We start from the raw sequence: 15248 nt of genomic DNA, 5'->3' as shown, positions 1-15248 counted from the left end.
TGGATTTGCTGTGAAGCAAATCCAACATGTTCAGTCTATAGATGTTGTTTGAGATTGTGTTATCAGCCACTATGTTTGATAGATGAAATATAATCAAAGCGAATGGATATTATTTTGGATAATTTTTTGATTTTAGTAGCAGCTACAAAAGCGTTGTTAATCATGAGTAGCGGCCAACTGTCTTTTACTGCAACAATCAAAGGTTTAATTTTTTTCTCTTGTAAAACACAACATATATTTATAAATTCACTCCATGTTTCTGGTATCGTTAACTTATTTTCTGCGAATATCTTTTTATTATAAAATACAGTGTTCAGTGCAGATAAAGCAAAGGGAACAGCGTAAACTTATCCTTTAAGCATAGTAGACTCTTCCAAGACATTCTGTTTCCAATTCTTTAAGTTAGGCAAATCGGTTAAATCGGAGTAATAACCAATTTCTATTTCCTGTTGAAATTGAGGGGTAACAGCACCTTTAGCCCATTCAGCTACAAATGGATTCGTCTGGCAATTCAGAACAAGATCCACCTCTCCCAACAAAACACTTATTCACAAATACCTTAAGGCTTTTTCTGCCCTTAATCATAATTTGAATGAGGAATCATTTTTCAGCGGCAATACTGCCAAGTATTTCATCCCATTCTTTTTGAGCAGCATCTGCAAGATTTTTAGGAGTAGAATATGCCCCTCGAATAATTCTATACTGTACAAAAGATGAAAACCTCGCAAGTCTCACATCTGAATGTACAGGCATAACATGCTCCCATGCTACAGTAGGATTTTTCATGTAAGGAGCCAGAGAATTAATAAACTCATTATCCACATCAACATCAACTACTGGAATTACCTGAGACAATTCAACAAATTTTTTGTAGTTCTGCTTCTCGCACAAAAAATCAAGCCATTTCAACGCAGCGTCTCTCCTCGGAGACTTATCATTGACACTTATCATCATATCATATTTACCCGATATCTGAACAGGTTCATCGCCCTTTGTATCCCCAGGCAAAGTAAAGCAACCAAATTCCATCGACGGATTGTTATTCATAATGGTAAAACCTTGCCAGGATCCATCTACCAGCATTGCAGCTTCACCTTCAGCAAATCTACCCGCTACACTTGCATACTCAATCGAGTCATAACCACTTCCTAAACATGTTACAAAATCCAATCCCTTCTCCCATATTTTAAGAGATTTCTCATCATTAAATTTTCTCTCACCAGTCCAGAGTTGTTTTGCATAAGATGGCATATCAGATTCGGTTGCTGCAACAAAAGCATTTGAAATCATGAGCAAAGGCCAACTTTCTTTTGCACCGACAATCAATGGTCTAATTTTTTTCTTTTGTAAAACATTGCATATATTTATAAATTCACTCCACGTTTCCGGTATCACTAGTCCATTTTCTTCAAATATTTTTTTATTATAAAAGACAGTGTTCAATGCAGATAACGCAAATGGAACAGCGTAAACTCTTCCTTTTAGCATGGAAGACTCTTCTAATACATTCTGTTTCCAATTCTTCAAGTTAGGCATATCGGTTAAATCAGAGTAATAACCAATTTCTATTTCTTGTTGAAATTGGGATTTAACGGCACCTTTAGCCCATTCAGTTTCTAATGGATTTGTCTGAAAATTCAAAACAAGATCCACATCCCCCGACAATAACTTTTGTGCCTTAACCTGATTATACATTTCACTATCAACTAATAATATTTCAACCTTGATATCAGGGTTTTGGCTGGTAAATTCATTGCTTAAACTATCAAAAACATCCTTATATCCATGTAACATAAACTTCACTGTCGTCTTAGCATCATTTACTTTTTCAGGCTGCTTACCTTGGCTTGGCGTTGGATCCGGTCGCTCTCTCTCAACACTTCTACTGCATGCTGTAAAGAAAACAAACACTGCAAAAATTACCATTAATGTTATTAGTTTGTAGATTGACGTGCTTTTTATGAAATTCATAAATTTCCTCCTCATGCAAAACGCTTATTCACGCTTCCTTTAGACTTTCTCTGCCCTTAACCATGATAATATCATGCGTATAATCATTATCGGCTTTTTATAAATTCAAATTTATAGTAATTTTATAAAAAAATAAGTAAATTTTTACACTAAGTGTAAATTCATGTCGCAGCGGAAGCCGCAATCAAAGCAGTAAGTTCCGCTGCGATAAACAGTGGAACTATATCTTCTCAAAAAACAATCTTTTTGAGAAGACATAGTATAAAAAACTACATTTAAACCTATAATCTTATTTCAATATAATTCCGATATAAAAACTAAATAGTGTATCGCAGCGGAAGCTGCAATCAAAGTAGTAAGTTCGGCTGTGATATACATATGAACTATATTTTCTAAAAAAGTTTGCTACAAAAACAAACTTTTTAAAAGAATAGTGTAACGCGATCAATATAGAACCTCTATTTTTGCAGTACTAATTTTACAAAAATTTTTGAGGTGAGATAATTGGATATAAAGAAGAACATATTAATGCCACTAAAAAAAATTATTAAAACAATCTTTCATCCCAAACGGAAACTTTTTAGTTTTTTGACTGATTTTTATGAGTTCAATTTCAGAAGAATAAAAATCAATACAAGATTGATTATTTCATTTATTGTCATTTCAATTTTCCCTATAGTGTTGCTTGGAACTATGAGCTTTTATAAGTCAAGCTCTGCCATAAAATCGAAAATAGAAACATACTCGGTTCAGGTAGTCGATCAAGTAAGCCAAAATATTTCTTTGCAGATGAAAAAGTATGAGTCTATCTGTAATGAACTGATAACCTATAGTGATGCTGTTAAAGGCGTCAGCATTTACATGAATGTCGGCTCAGGTTTTGAAAGAACGACAGCTTATACGAAACAAATAGTACCTCCATTTATTGCCAATTTTGGCGACAATACTAACGTCATATCCATATTTCTAAAAATTCAGGATAGAAATGAACTCTTAAAGATACTTAACACAGATATCTCTACTCCCATGACCCTTGAAGACAGTGTCAATCTTGACAAATCATTTCCAAACTCCTCATCTTCAGGGCACTGGCTTAGTAAAAAACTTGAAAGTGGTAAGGATTCGATTATATATATAAAGAACTCTATTCCATACACTATTAAAGATAGCATACCTAACTATTATGGCTTTAGATTGTCATTATATACCGTTTATGATCAGAACTTTTTGTCTTCAATATATAACAATGTAGATTTAGGTAAAAACGTAGATATCTTTGTTATGGACTCTAAAGGCACGGTCATATCAAGCAGAGACCTCGAAAAAACACCCCCTAACAGCTTATACAGGGAAAAATCCATGATAAACAGGCTTTTAAGTACAAAAGATAAAAAGGACTTTTCCTTTACCACAAATATTAATAACAGCAAACACCTTGTAACCTTCTCTGCCATCAAAGATACAGATTGGTTTGTTGTGAGCACAATACCATACACATACCTTCAAAAAGAATCCAGTAGTATTTTATGGAGTATTCTCAGTATCGCTCTTGTGATTCTTAGCCTTGCACTGATCCTATCCTTCCTTATAACAAAGAGCATATCCATGCCTCTTAAAAGAATGTTGGTGCTTATGGACGAAGCAAGCATGGGAAACCTTTATGTAAATATTGAGGACAGGTACAGTGACGAAATTGCTGTGGTATTGCAAAAGTTTAACAGCATGGTCGAAAACATACGAGGTATTATTTCAACAGTTCAGACAAGTTCAGAATCCGTCTTGCAGGACGCCGAAGAGCTTGCAGCCTTTTCAAAGGTATCACAAATTGCATCCAGCCAAACAGCCATAGCTGTCCAACAGATATCTCAAGGTGCATCAGACCAGGTTAATGATACTACATTATGTGTTAAACATGTTAGCAGCCTGTCAGAAGACATAAATCAGGTTGTAGATAATATCACCCATGCATCCGATATTATTTTAGATACTAAAAAAATTAGCGATAGTACCCTCGAATCCATCAGATCACTTAACATAAAAGCACATGAAACCCATACAGTATCAGAAGAAATAACCATAACCATAAATTCTCTAAGCACTGAAATGAAGCAAATCAAAAAAATCATCAAGCTAATTGTAGAAATAGTTGAACAAACAAAGCTGCTATCTCTTAACGCCTCGATAGAAGCAGCGAGGTCAGGCGAAGCTGGGAAAGGATTTGCTGTGGTAGCTAAAAACATTAAGCTTCTTGCAGACAAATCAAAACGTTCTTTGACTGATATAAGCAATATAATAAACAATATTCAGGAAAAGACTGAAGAAACAGTACATTCAGTTGCTCATGCAGAGGAAATAGTCAATATTCAGCTTGAAGCAGTCTCTGAGGTAGATATGAGTTTCCGGACGATTTATAATGCTATGGAAGAAATAATAAATAATATGAACAGTTCTAAGGAATCTCTGAGTAAAGCTCTTGTATCAAAGGAATTCACACTTAAGTCCATAGCAAATATTCATATGCTGTCTTCAGATACCGCTTCAGCAACACAGGATGTGAGCATAACTGCCTTTGAACAGCAAACAGGTGCAGAACAATTATCTGGTCTTGCTTTAAAACTCAATGACATGGCCAGAGAACTCAATAAAATAGTTGATATATTCAGAATAAACGACTAATGAGATCAATTAAAGATATACAGGACAAAAATGTTAGATATTTAGGGATAATGAAAAAACTACTTTCTGTTTTCTTAACATAAAGTCTAATTTTTTCATTATCCAAAGCAGAAACGGGTGCGTTTCAAATAATATCAAAAACACCTGAGTATACTATTTACTTGCTTTCGGGTGTTAAGGCCATTTGCGCAAGTTATAGACATGTTCTTGCACTTAAGGATGATGGAGCAATAGTAAGCTTTGGATGCAATAACTATGGACAGTTAGGAAACGGTTCGTCTTCCATTTGCTACTTCTCAGCAAGCAATTTTAAACTGATTTTACAAATATACAATTATTTATAAAGTTAGGCAGTTGAAATTACTTGCTTAAGAAGGATTGTACAAAATCCGATAAACAAAAATTTATACTCCGTTAAAAAAATAGTTCTTTAATGTCCCATCCAGAGCCAAATTGTGAATCTTGAACAATAATGCCTTTTTGATCTAGTTTTGCTTTTAATTCATCTGCCAATTTGTAATTTTTCAGGGATTTTGCCTCTTGTCTAGTTTTAATTAGCTCTGCTACTTCTTTCATATCAATACTTCTTAACTTTATATATTTTTCCTTTATTCCTAAAATGAAGACTTCAGGATCTTCTAGTAAAATACCTAATAAATTTGCTGTTGTTAAAATATCTTTACATATCTTATTCAAGGTTGTAAGTTTATGAAGAGGATTCTCATTAGCATTATTTAACAAAGCATTTGAATACTTAAATACTTGTAGAAAATCTGAAATTGCTAAAGATGTATTGAAATTATCATTAAGAGCAGCAACGAAGGACACTTTAATGCCTTTTACTACATCTGGTTTGATAATTTTACCGTGAGGAGCAATAATTTCATTTAACTGGCTATTATCATTTGCAAATTTCTTTATGTTATTTAACGTTTGATAGAAATAGTAAAGTCTCTTTTCAGAAGCTATAAATTGAGCATCTGTCAGTTCTTTTAAACCTTGAGATTTATTTAAAAGAATACTAAGCTTTAGAACTTCAGGGTGATATTTTGACAACAATTCTTTTGATTCTAAAATATTTCCTAAGGATGCGCTTTCCTTTTGAAGATCAACAACAGTTCCGCAAGAATAAATTTTATATTTATATCCTTGTATTTCTACAAAATTTTGATTGTTATTAGTTGATGTGTTAGAATCTTTTAAATTCATTTATTAGTCTCCTTAAAAATTTTAATGATTGATTATAACATAACTCCATAGGGTTCGCATAGGGTCTAATAGCACACTTTAGATAGGTACAACAAGTCTTGACAAAGGTATTCTGCTTTTTCATGCTTAATGGACCCCAAAAAATGTAATGTTGGGTTATTATAAGCATCCCATAATTGGAGATAGCTTCAATTGAGTACCCATCAAATGATATTCATCAACACTAAAACTCTTACTTATTGCTGTACTCATATTTCGATTATTCTGTAAAACACTATAGATAATTTTATCAATTAATATTATAATGTTCTAAATGCGTATAACAGTACTTTAGGAGTCTTTATAATGAATAAGTATTTGCCTGATAAAAATGATTTTATATACGGATTTAAGAAAGGATTTCCAATCGCATTAGGATACATACCAGTTTCTTTTACTTTTGGATTGATGGCTGTAAGCGGAGGAATTACTCCTTTAATGGCGGTTTTTATTTCCCTGACCAATCTGACTAGTGCAGGGCAGTTTGCTGGCACAAATCTTATTATAGATAGTGCAGGGCTTATTGAAATAACATTAACAACTTTTGTTATCAATATCCGTTACATGCTTATGTCTCTTTCTCTATCTCAGAAAATAGACCCGGAGATATCATTAATTCAAAGGCTTATCTTTGGTTTTGGTATAACAGACGAAACCTTTACTATGGCTTCCATGGAAAAAGGAAGGCTTTCATATGCATATATGCTGGGACTGATTTCTGGACCAATTATCGGTTGGAGCCTAGGAACAACTTTTGGTGCATTTACATGTTCTGCATTGCCTGAATCTGTCAGCAGTGCAATGGGAATTGCACTATATGCCATGTTTATAGCTATAATTATACCTCCTGCAAAAAAATCCAAGTCTGTTTTAATGATTGTACTGATTTCAATTATTATAAATATTGTGCTTAAATATATCCCCTTCTTCAACTTTATATCAAGCGGCTTCCGGGTCATTACAGCTACAGTATTTGGTGCCGGAATTGGGGCTGCTATTTGGCCTTCAGAAGAGGAAGGAGTAGAAACATGACCTATACATTAACCGCAGTATTATTAATGGCTATTGTTACTTATTTACCAAGAGTATTGCCAATTGCGATTTTCAGGAAAGAAATAAAGTCTAAATATATAAAATCCTTCTTAAAGTACGTTCCCTATGCAGTTTTGGGGTCGCTTACATTTCCGGATATTATAACATCAACTGGCAACTATAAGACTGCCCTTTGTGGAACTGCCATTGCTTTAGCCCTTGCTTATAAGGGAAAAAGTTTGGTTTTAGTAGCACTTGGAGCAATACTGACAGTATATGTAACCGGAATGTTTTTCTGATTCGTAAAACGTAGATTATTTTACAGAAATGTGTTTGCAAGGCGCTTTGGAAATTAGAAAATCAGAAAATGTCGTCACATATCCGAGCATTTGGAATTGGTTAACCAAATCCTTAAGCCTAGTTCAATGAGCAAAGCTCTATTCCATCATTGTTCATCAAAAAAGTTCGAAGTAAACCGGCTCTCTGTTTCATTCCGCCGGATATTTCCGAAGGATAAAAGTTTTCAAAACCTTCAAGACGGTTCCTGGTGTTGTTATAGCTGTACAAACATTTGGAGATTTTTTTAACTTTAATCCTCATTTACATGTGATCGCAACAGATGGTTGTTTTAAAGGGGATGGAGATTTTATAAAATCAGTATTACCTCAAGGAAAAGATGTTGAGAAACAAGCAAAAACCCTCCATTTGATAGGAGTAAATTATCAAATGGAGGGTTTTGGTATTCAAGTCTAATATATGATTTTTGTTGTTGATCACGCTATTTTACACACTAACACTCTTCATCGATCTGCTGAAAATTGCTTACATACCAAGTAAATCCTGTCTCATTAATGCGAAGTCAATTGAGTTAATGCTTCCATTCCCATCCATATCAGCAGCTTTATCGCCGTTTGATGATGGGAACGTTTTTATCATTCCCAGAAGGAATTGTCTAACATAGGCAAAGTCAATTGAATTTAACGTTCCATTTCCATCAACATCACCCTTTACAACGTTGTTCGAAGGTGTTGGTCCAACTGTTACTGTTGGTGTTGGCACAGTAGTTGAACCAGTCTTAACAAATGCCGCAAGAGCATATATTAATGCACCATTCCAGTTAATAGCAATTTCATTTGTTTGATAACTGTCTTGAATGTCCACCCAGCCTTTAGCAGTGTGTCCACCACCAACAAGATATCCAGGCCATGGATCTCTTATATTATCCCCGCCTGAACGTCTGTCGTGAGGATTCATAGGAGGATTTACTCCAAGACCTGTAACATATGAACGTCCATAATAATTTCTACCCAATACATGCCCGACAGCATCAAGTGAAGAATTGATATACGCAGCTTTTGGCTCCAATTGGTTAGCCAGTTGAAGTATCATTGTCTGTCTTACTACAGTTCCGTTGCAACCCCAGTAATACATTTTCCCCATAGGTCTTCCATATCCGTGGCTGTTTGCTGTAGTTACCAATTCATTTGCAACTGAAAGAAGTTCCGTTTTGATTGAATTATATAAAGATTGGTTTTTGCCTGTTCTAGATGAACGAAGATAAGTAAACATTCCAAGGTTACCAACATCTGCCCAGTCAAAATCCGAATCAATCTTTATGCTTTTGGAATTTGCCCTTGTTTCAAAATCCTGTAGATAATCAGCATCTCCAAGTGTTTCCCACATTTCTGCAGCCGCCCAGAGTCTGTCATCCGGATCTGTAGTTGCATATTCCCCTGTTGAAAAACCTGACTGATTTGCAGCAGTATTACTAGGATTGTTTTTTAAGAAGTTGTAACTAACTTTGGCAGCGTCTATACATTTCTGAGCATATTCAGAATCATAAGGCTTGAATATTCTGCCTGCCATAGCCATCATAGCTACAAAATCAGCTGTTGCAGCACTGCTCCATGGAACAAAATATCTTGGCGTAGTTTCAAAATTTGGTAAAGAAAAATCACCGAATGACAAGGTACTTACCTTATGGCTTACTTTTCCGCTCCCATCCGGATATTGCATAGTTAACAACCAATCAGTTTCAAACTTCATTTCATCAAGAAAATCCGGCATTGAATTATTACTTTCATTTGACGGCAAAGTAAGCTGAAGGGATTTAATCTGATCCTCAAATTGTTCCCATGCCATAAACATAGCTCCTACAGTTATCCCTGCATTAACTACATACTTATTGTAATCTCCGGCATCGTGCCATCCTTTTGTACTGTCTTTTTTTACGTCCTGACCGTTTATATACTTTGTGCTTGCATCCTGAGTGTGGCATGCTGCATGGGAAAACGTATTCCCATTATATGTTGCAGATACTTCATTTCCACATCTCCACAAATACATACCCAACATGGAAGTTTTATATGCGTCATTATATACATTTGAAGATATCTTGAAAGTAACACTTTTTCCTACTCCAGGAACAATGAGAATATACGATCCTGTTTGCGTTACAGTCGAAAAATCTGCTATGTATACCTGCTCTCCGGTGTCTGAATCCTGCATTGAAGTTGGTGTTCCGGTAAAAACAACTTCACCGGCGGAAGTTACCAGTTGAAAACTGGTACAACTTGCAGCAATAGTTGCCTTTTTTGGTGCATCAGGAAAATAACCAATAGAATTTAGACAAATCTTGCTACTCACCTGGTAATTTTCCGTAGAAATGGTTTCAGCACTGACCACTACGCCATTTATGCTGGAGAACAAAGAACCGGGTGCTACTATATTTGCTAATAAAAACACAAATACAACAGCAACTACACAATTTTTAAATCTCATTTAGTTTTCCTCCTATGACTAATATTTATTATAATTTGCAAACTTCCACCCTTCTCTGGGCAGAAATTTATAAAAACCTTGAAAATTATTTGAAATATAATACGAAATCTATAGAATCAGATAGAAGTTAAATAGTGTTGGTACAACGATAAAAGATGCTTTGCTCAAATCAGCTAAAGGACTTGTCTTATCAGTAAAAATATCCTTTCCTATAAGAATATTTTATAACAAAATCTCTTTGTTTGCAATATCCTTTAAATAGCTAAGTAGATTACTCCTCCCTTGCTCCAGTCACCGCTCTTTGATGCGGTAAAAAATTATGTGGATGATAATGTGGCACAGTTTCACGTTCCTGGTCACAAAAAGGGAAATGGACTTAAAGAGTTCAGAGAGTACCTAGGTGAGCGTGTATTCCAGATTGATGCTAATGGTATGCAGGAACTGGACTTTGCAAATAACCCTACTGGAGTTATTTATGAATCTGAAAGGCTTTTAGCACAAGCTTACGGTGCTCAAAATGCATACTTTCATAGATAGGAATTTGTTTTTTCATACATCAGTTGCTAATACTCTAAAAAGCTGTGTTGCTAAGAAGTAAGGATGCACTTTCTGTATATTTTTTTGGTATGGATAAAAGTGACAATCAAAATATTTTAATAAGTTTCTCAACGGGTGAGAAACTTATTGTCAAGGGCTTTGCAGATCATATCTAAGTTGAAGTTCTATCCAAATTGTCCTAAAAGCTTACAAGTGCTAAAAAAATATAGATTAGGAATGCTGAAAATATAACCTTCGCTACGGTATGTTTTGCAATTAGCGAAGTGCTTTCAATATAATATCCTTGTATTTGAGAAATTCATTGGTTGAAAGCATTTCCCTTGTTCTTGGCCTTGGAAATTCTATATCTACAGTTTTTAAAACAGAGGCAGGTCTATCGGACAGTACATACACTCTATCGGATAGAAAGATTGCTTCTTCAATGTCATGTGTTATGAAGAGTACGCTTTTTTTATGCTCGCTTAAGACCTTGAGCAGCCATTCCTGCATATTCATACGAGTAATTTCATCCAAGGCTCCAAAGGGCTCATCAAGAAGCATTATATCATTGTTCATCAAAAAAGTTCGAAGTAAACCGGCTCTCTGTTTCATTCCGCCGGATATTTCCGAAGGATAAAAGTTTTCAAAACCTTCAAGACCGAATTCCTTTATCAGGCTTGTAACTCCAAGGCTTTCAGCTCTATCAAGTTTCCTGTTTATTTCGAGAGGGAGAATGATGTTTTTATATACTGTTCGCCATGGCATAAGAAGATCCTTTTGAGGCATATAGCAAAATTGGCTGGAAGAATTACTTAGGTTCTGACCATTTAAAAGTATATCTCCGCAAAAATTATCTTCCAGACCTGCCAGAATTCTAAGTAAAGTACTTTTACCACAGCCGCTTGGGCCTATCAGCGATACAAACTGATTTTCAAAGAGAACCAGGTTTATATCGCTTAAGACCTCAAGTGTTTCTTTATTTCGTATAAATGATTTTTTTAAGTTTTTAATTTCAATTTTAGTGTTCATTTTTCACCCGCTGCAAATAGCTTATTATTTTCCTGTTTGCAAAAAGTCATTTGTAAATGCTTTTTCAACATCAATTGCAGAATCGATAAATTTGTTTTCAAAAAGCCAATTCATATATTTTTCCCAAACTTCTTTCTTTTGCATTCCCCAGTAAGGCGCATCGTCCTGATATTTTGAAGCAAGATATTTCTGGCTTTTGGTAACAAGCTCTCTATCGAGCTCAGGTGCTAGTTGAAGCAAGCATTCTGCAGCTTCATCAGGATTTGAAATAGTAAATTGATAGCCTTTTTGAACAGCTCTCATGAATTTCTCAACAAGCTCGCGATTGTTATTGATGTTGTCTTCATTTGTAACTATTACAGGAGTATAGTAGTCAAAAACGTCGGAAAGTTCCCTGAGGGGAATATAGTTAAGTTCTGCTCCTTTATTTGAGGCATTGATATAATCCCATCCCTCAAATATCCAAGCAAAATCAATTTGCCCCAATTCACTTGCCTGAAGGAAATCTGATGTACCAGTTGTAAGGATTTCAACCTTTTCAGGATTTCCGCCTGCAGCTTTGACAACTTGTTTTACCATTGCAGCTTCAACTTCAGAACCCCAGCCACCATATTTTTTACCTTCGAAATCCTTTGGAGATACGATTCCTTTGCTTTTCAGGGAACCAAATCCCGATGTGTTATGCTGTATTACAGCAGCAAGTGATACTAAAGGTATACCTGCAGCTCGGGCAAAGGTAACACCTTCCTGGTAGCTTATTCCGAATTGTGCAGTGTTGGCAGCTACAAGCTGATCGGCAGAAGATTCGCCAGGCTGAATTATAGAGACATCCAAACCTTCATCTGCAAAAAAGCCTTTTACTTTGGAAACATAAATTCCTGTATGATTTGTATTTGGGGTCCAATCAAGTACAAAGCTAACCTTCTGAAGTTCAGAACTGCCTTTAGATGCCGGAAAAGTTTCACTTGGGGCTTCAATTCTTTTGTTTGTACTGCAGCCGGAAGCAGTAATAGTAAAAATAAATGTCAAGCAAAGTAATATAAGTATGTTTTTTTTCACAATATTCATCCTTTCAAATTCCATTTAATAGTTTTTTTCTCTAGTATGCTTATAAATATAAATAATAAAATGCTAAAAGCTGAAATAAGTACAATGTCTGCGAACATTGCAGCTGTATTGAAAGATTTCATGGAACGGGTAAGAAAAATACCAAGTCCGCTTTCAGCACCTGTCCACTCAGACATTACAGCTCCCATAACAGCGTAGGCAGCTGCGATTTTAAGTCCTGAAAAGAAGTAAACCAGTGCTGAGGGAAGTTTTAATTTTGTGAATATCTGGAGTTTGCTAGCGTTCATACATTTAAGCAAATCCTCCAGATCTTTGTCATATGAGTTCAGCCCTTCGGTTAAATTAAGTGTTACCGGAAAAAATACTACCAGAACACAAATAATTAATTTTGATACAATCCCTATTCCAAACCATATTGTAATGATTGGAGCAATTGCAATAATAGGTACTGTTTGGGAAAGAACCATAAAAGGGTAAAAAATATTACGGAAAATCTTCAGGCTGCTCATGATCACTGAAAGTAAAACCGCCAGTATTATACCCAATATAAAGCCTAAGACGGTTTCTGTTATTGTCGTCAATGAATGATAAAGCAATAGATCGCCGGATTTTGTAAACTCATTCAGGATAGCTGAAGGAGATGGGAGTATGTATTCTTTTATGTTATTTGCTTTTGTTACTATTTCCCATATTACAATGAAAACAATAAAGGCTATTGATGGATAAAAAGGATTATCTGTATTTCGAAATCTTTTCATCCATGGTCACGCCTTCCTCTTTGTAATCAATTTTAACTACAGAACAAACTCTGCTTGCGCCTTCAGACACACATATTCCTTGTGCTTTCTTGACAATTTCCATAAGGAGGTCGAGTTCACCCTCCATTGTGGTTTCCATTGGTCCAACTTCATACTTGACACCGCTTTTAGCTATCATATCAATGACTTTATCCACAACAGGATAAATCTGACTTTCAGGCACATTTGGAATAACTTGCAGTGACACATTAACAATTGCCATAACTTAATCATCCTTTCATAATCCTTAAAAACAACAAAAACCGCCCAACATAGGCGGTAATACATTATATACTCATTCCCTACGCTGGCATTACCCAGATCAGGTTATGGGTTGAAGGGAAAAACCCTTACTCTCAGCCGGCAGAACCAGCACCCCTATGCATTAATATATTTAGAATGTTTGAAATAATAGGATACCTGAAAAATTCGAAGTAATATTTCAGCCATTCCTTAATTGCATTAATAATAGCATATCAGTAATTGAAATACAAGTATGTAAGAGATGATAAGTGTAGATATTTCATGAAGGACAGAAAGTTTAATCCTATACTATTTTGACGATTTATAAATACAACACTAATAAAGTAAAAATTTTACACATTACAAGTAAAAATAGTCCGTTCTTCTGTTGTGCGATATTTAATATAATTAAATCACAAATAATGTATAAGGGGGAGACAAACAATGGTAAAAAGGCTGTTAAGCACAGTATTGTCTGTTGTAATGATTGCATCTCTTATGAGTGGGTGTGCATCAAGCAAAAAGGAAACATCAACGTCAGATAATAATCCGCCAAAAACTGAAACAACACTGACACTCTGGAGCATTGCAACAGAAAGTGATGCATTTAGTAAGGCGTTTACTAAGGCTATAAAAGACTTCGAGGCAGCAAATCCTGGAGTGAAAATTGTTCATGAAACATTTGAAAACGAAGCTTACAAGACAAAAATTAAAACAGCTGTGTCTGCAAATAACCTTCCTGACCTTTTCTATACATGGGGCGGTGGATTTTCCAAACCATTTGTAGAATCCGGAAAAGTACTGGCTATTGACAAATATTATACAGGTGAATATAAGGAACAGTTGTCAGAAGCGGCATTAACATATGCAACATATAACGGAAAAATTTACGGATCTACATACACAACCCCTATTTCAGCGCTATTCTACAATAAAAAAATCTTTGATGAAAATGGGCTTAAAGCGCCGACCACATTCGATGAACTGGTACAAGTTTGTGATAAGCTTATACAAAAAGGTATTACCCCCATCGGTATCAGTGCAAAGGATATTTGGGTGCTGGCTATGACCCACGATGCTTTGACATTAAAATGTGCAGGCCCAGAAAAGGTAAAGGCAGCGCTTAAAAAAGAAGGGCAGAGTTACGATGATCCAGACTTTCTGGCGTCTGCCAAGAAATTCAAACAACTCGTTGAAATGGGGGCTTTTCATAAAGGCGCAACCGGATTATCAAACGATGAAGCAAGTGCATTGTTCTACAGCGGTAAGGTTGCAATGTATACAACAGGTAGCTGGATGGCAGGTTCCATTCAAACAGACACTGAAAACCCTGCGGATTACGATGTAATTCCATTTCCTCTGGCAGGTGGTAAGGCAAAAGCAACAGACTTTATGGGCGGTGCAGTTGATACTATTATGGTAAGTGCATCAACTAAGAATCCTGATCTTGCAGGTAAGGCTGCATTTGAACTCACTAGAAGTATTTCGAAATATTCATATCTTGACGGAGCAGGTCTTGCAGTTTGGAAAAAGGATTATGATGATAGTAAAGTAAATCCAATAACTAAAAAATTAGCTGATTATGCAGCAAATGCAACATCATTTACACTGTGGTTTGATACCACCATGGAAGCTGAAGATGCAGGTGAATACCTGACACTATTACAGGAAATGTTTGTTGGTAATATAACTCCTGAAGATTTTGTTAAGTCAATGAAGAAGAACCTCGAATAAGTAAATCGAACCTTTCAAACATGAATATGGCAGTGGTATCCAGAAATGAATCGCTGCCATATTCAAAGAATAGAAGAATAGTGAACTATTTAATGTTTGGAAGGTTTGATTATTTAAACAAAATATGAATGG

At 35.4% G+C, this 15248-nt stretch carries 15 protein-coding genes, 3 pseudogenes and 1 riboswitch; of the genes and pseudogenes, 8 read left to right on the top strand and 10 right to left on the bottom strand.

Annotated elements, in window-relative coordinates; all coding sequences use genetic code 11:
- Positions 1–62 precede the first annotated feature (62 nt).
- The 3 genes and pseudogenes from ACECE_RS32300 to ACECE_RS0205420 all read right to left on the bottom strand — a co-directional run.
- Positions 63–332, bottom strand: a pseudogene (locus ACECE_RS32300) (hypothetical protein); the annotation flags it as partial.
- A 15-nt stretch (positions 333–347) separates the two neighbouring features.
- Complete coding sequence (locus ACECE_RS0205425) at positions 348–536, bottom strand: hypothetical protein (protein ID WP_162862487.1); 189 nt, start codon at positions 534–536, stop codon at positions 348–350.
- A gap of 64 nt (positions 537–600) precedes the next feature.
- Positions 601–1971: an ABC transporter substrate-binding protein gene (locus tag ACECE_RS0205420; RefSeq protein ID WP_010245144.1), complete on the bottom strand. Its 1371-nt coding sequence runs from the start codon at positions 1969–1971 to the stop codon at positions 601–603.
- A 528-nt stretch (positions 1972–2499) separates the two neighbouring features.
- Between ACECE_RS0205420 and ACECE_RS0205415 the strand changes: the two genes are divergently transcribed.
- Both ACECE_RS0205415 and ACECE_RS32295 read left to right on the top strand, forming a co-directional pair.
- Positions 2500–4647, top strand: a complete 2148-nt coding sequence (locus ACECE_RS0205415) for a methyl-accepting chemotaxis protein (RefSeq protein WP_162862486.1) — start codon at positions 2500–2502, stop codon at positions 4645–4647.
- A 161-nt stretch (positions 4648–4808) separates the two neighbouring features.
- Positions 4809–4991: an RCC1 domain-containing protein gene (locus ACECE_RS32295; RefSeq protein ID WP_162862485.1), complete on the top strand. Its 183-nt coding sequence runs from the start codon at positions 4809–4811 to the stop codon at positions 4989–4991.
- 70 nt (positions 4992–5061) lie between these two features.
- Here the strand turns inward: ACECE_RS32295 and ACECE_RS0205410 are convergent, their stop codons facing one another.
- Entirely contained in the window at positions 5062–5856 is a 795-nt protein-coding gene (locus tag ACECE_RS0205410; RefSeq protein ID WP_010245137.1) for a cysteine--tRNA ligase, read from the bottom strand.
- Positions 5857–6201: 345 nt separating this feature from the next.
- On the opposite strand from ACECE_RS0205410, the gene ACECE_RS0205405 reads away from it, so the two are divergent.
- Together ACECE_RS0205405 and ACECE_RS0205400 are read left to right on the top strand one after the other, a co-directional pair.
- A complete protein-coding gene (locus ACECE_RS0205405) occupies positions 6202–6927 on the top strand; it encodes an AzlC family ABC transporter permease (RefSeq protein ID WP_010245134.1) in 726 nt (241 codons plus the stop codon).
- Positions 6924–7226 carry an AzlD domain-containing protein gene (locus tag ACECE_RS0205400; protein ID WP_010245131.1) on the top strand — a complete coding sequence of 101 codons (303 nt, stop codon included), beginning with the start codon at positions 6924–6926 and terminating at the stop codon, positions 7224–7226. Before ACECE_RS0205405 ends, ACECE_RS0205400 begins: the two co-directional genes overlap by 4 nt.
- A 145-nt stretch (positions 7227–7371) precedes the next feature.
- Here ACECE_RS0205400 and ACECE_RS32290 read toward each other — a convergent pair.
- Positions 7372–7464: pseudogene (locus ACECE_RS32290) on the bottom strand (ABC transporter ATP-binding protein); the annotation flags it as partial.
- Here ACECE_RS32290 and ACECE_RS32540 point away from each other — a divergent pair.
- Positions 7441–7530: pseudogene (locus ACECE_RS32540) on the top strand (hypothetical protein); the annotation flags it as partial. The pseudogenes ACECE_RS32290 and ACECE_RS32540 overlap by 24 nt on opposite strands.
- Positions 7531–7533: 3 nt before the next feature.
- The gene (locus ACECE_RS32535) at positions 7534–7680 is read left to right on the top strand and encodes a hypothetical protein (RefSeq protein WP_456048992.1); all 147 of its coding nucleotides are present in this window, start codon (positions 7534–7536) and stop codon (positions 7678–7680) included.
- Positions 7681–7749: 69 nt separating this feature from the next.
- Here the strand turns inward: ACECE_RS32535 and ACECE_RS0205385 are convergent, their stop codons facing one another.
- Complete coding sequence (locus tag ACECE_RS0205385; RefSeq protein ID WP_010245125.1) at positions 7750–9708, bottom strand: glycoside hydrolase family 9 protein; 1959 nt, start codon at positions 9706–9708, stop codon at positions 7750–7752.
- Between the two features lie 282 nt (positions 9709–9990).
- On the opposite strand from ACECE_RS0205385, the gene ACECE_RS0205380 reads away from it, so the two are divergent.
- The gene (locus ACECE_RS0205380) at positions 9991–10245 is read left to right on the top strand and encodes an arginine decarboxylase (protein WP_010245122.1); all 255 of its coding nucleotides are present in this window, start codon (positions 9991–9993) and stop codon (positions 10243–10245) included.
- 276 nt (positions 10246–10521) lie between these two features.
- Here the strand turns inward: ACECE_RS0205380 and ACECE_RS0205375 are convergent, their stop codons facing one another.
- Genes ACECE_RS0205375 through ACECE_RS0205360 form a run of 4 tightly spaced genes read right to left on the bottom strand, consistent with a single transcriptional unit; the run spans position 10522 to position 13362 of the window.
- A complete protein-coding gene (locus ACECE_RS0205375; protein ID WP_010245119.1) occupies positions 10522–11274 on the bottom strand; it encodes an ABC transporter ATP-binding protein in 753 nt (250 codons plus the stop codon).
- 24 nt (positions 11275–11298) lie between these two features.
- On the bottom strand, positions 11299–12342 hold the full coding sequence (locus tag ACECE_RS0205370; protein WP_117385776.1) for an ABC transporter substrate-binding protein: 1044 nt from the start codon (positions 12340–12342) through the stop codon (positions 11299–11301).
- Positions 12339–13100 carry an ABC transporter permease gene (locus tag ACECE_RS0205365; RefSeq protein WP_010245113.1) on the bottom strand — a complete coding sequence of 254 codons (762 nt, stop codon included), beginning with the start codon at positions 13098–13100 and terminating at the stop codon, positions 12339–12341. Before ACECE_RS0205365 ends, ACECE_RS0205370 begins: the two co-directional genes overlap by 4 nt.
- Positions 13075–13362, bottom strand: a complete 288-nt coding sequence (locus tag ACECE_RS0205360) for a thiamine-binding protein (RefSeq protein ID WP_010245110.1) — start codon at positions 13360–13362, stop codon at positions 13075–13077. The genes ACECE_RS0205365 and ACECE_RS0205360 overlap by 26 nt, the downstream gene beginning before the upstream one ends.
- Before the next feature lie 59 nt (positions 13363–13421).
- A riboswitch (TPP riboswitch) is annotated at positions 13422–13529 on the bottom strand.
- Positions 13530–13826: 297 nt separating this feature from the next.
- Here ACECE_RS0205360 and ACECE_RS0205355 point away from each other — a divergent pair.
- The gene (locus ACECE_RS0205355; RefSeq protein WP_010245107.1) at positions 13827–15116 is read left to right on the top strand and encodes an extracellular solute-binding protein; all 1290 of its coding nucleotides are present in this window, start codon (positions 13827–13829) and stop codon (positions 15114–15116) included.
- Positions 15117–15248: the final 132 nt, after the last annotated feature.

The organism is Acetivibrio cellulolyticus CD2 (genome assembly GCF_000179595.2).
GTDB lineage: Bacteria > Bacillota > Clostridia > Acetivibrionales > Acetivibrionaceae > Acetivibrio > Acetivibrio cellulolyticus.
The sequence above is the reverse complement of the archived record's forward strand: the minus strand, read 5'-3'. Positions and strand labels throughout refer to the sequence as shown.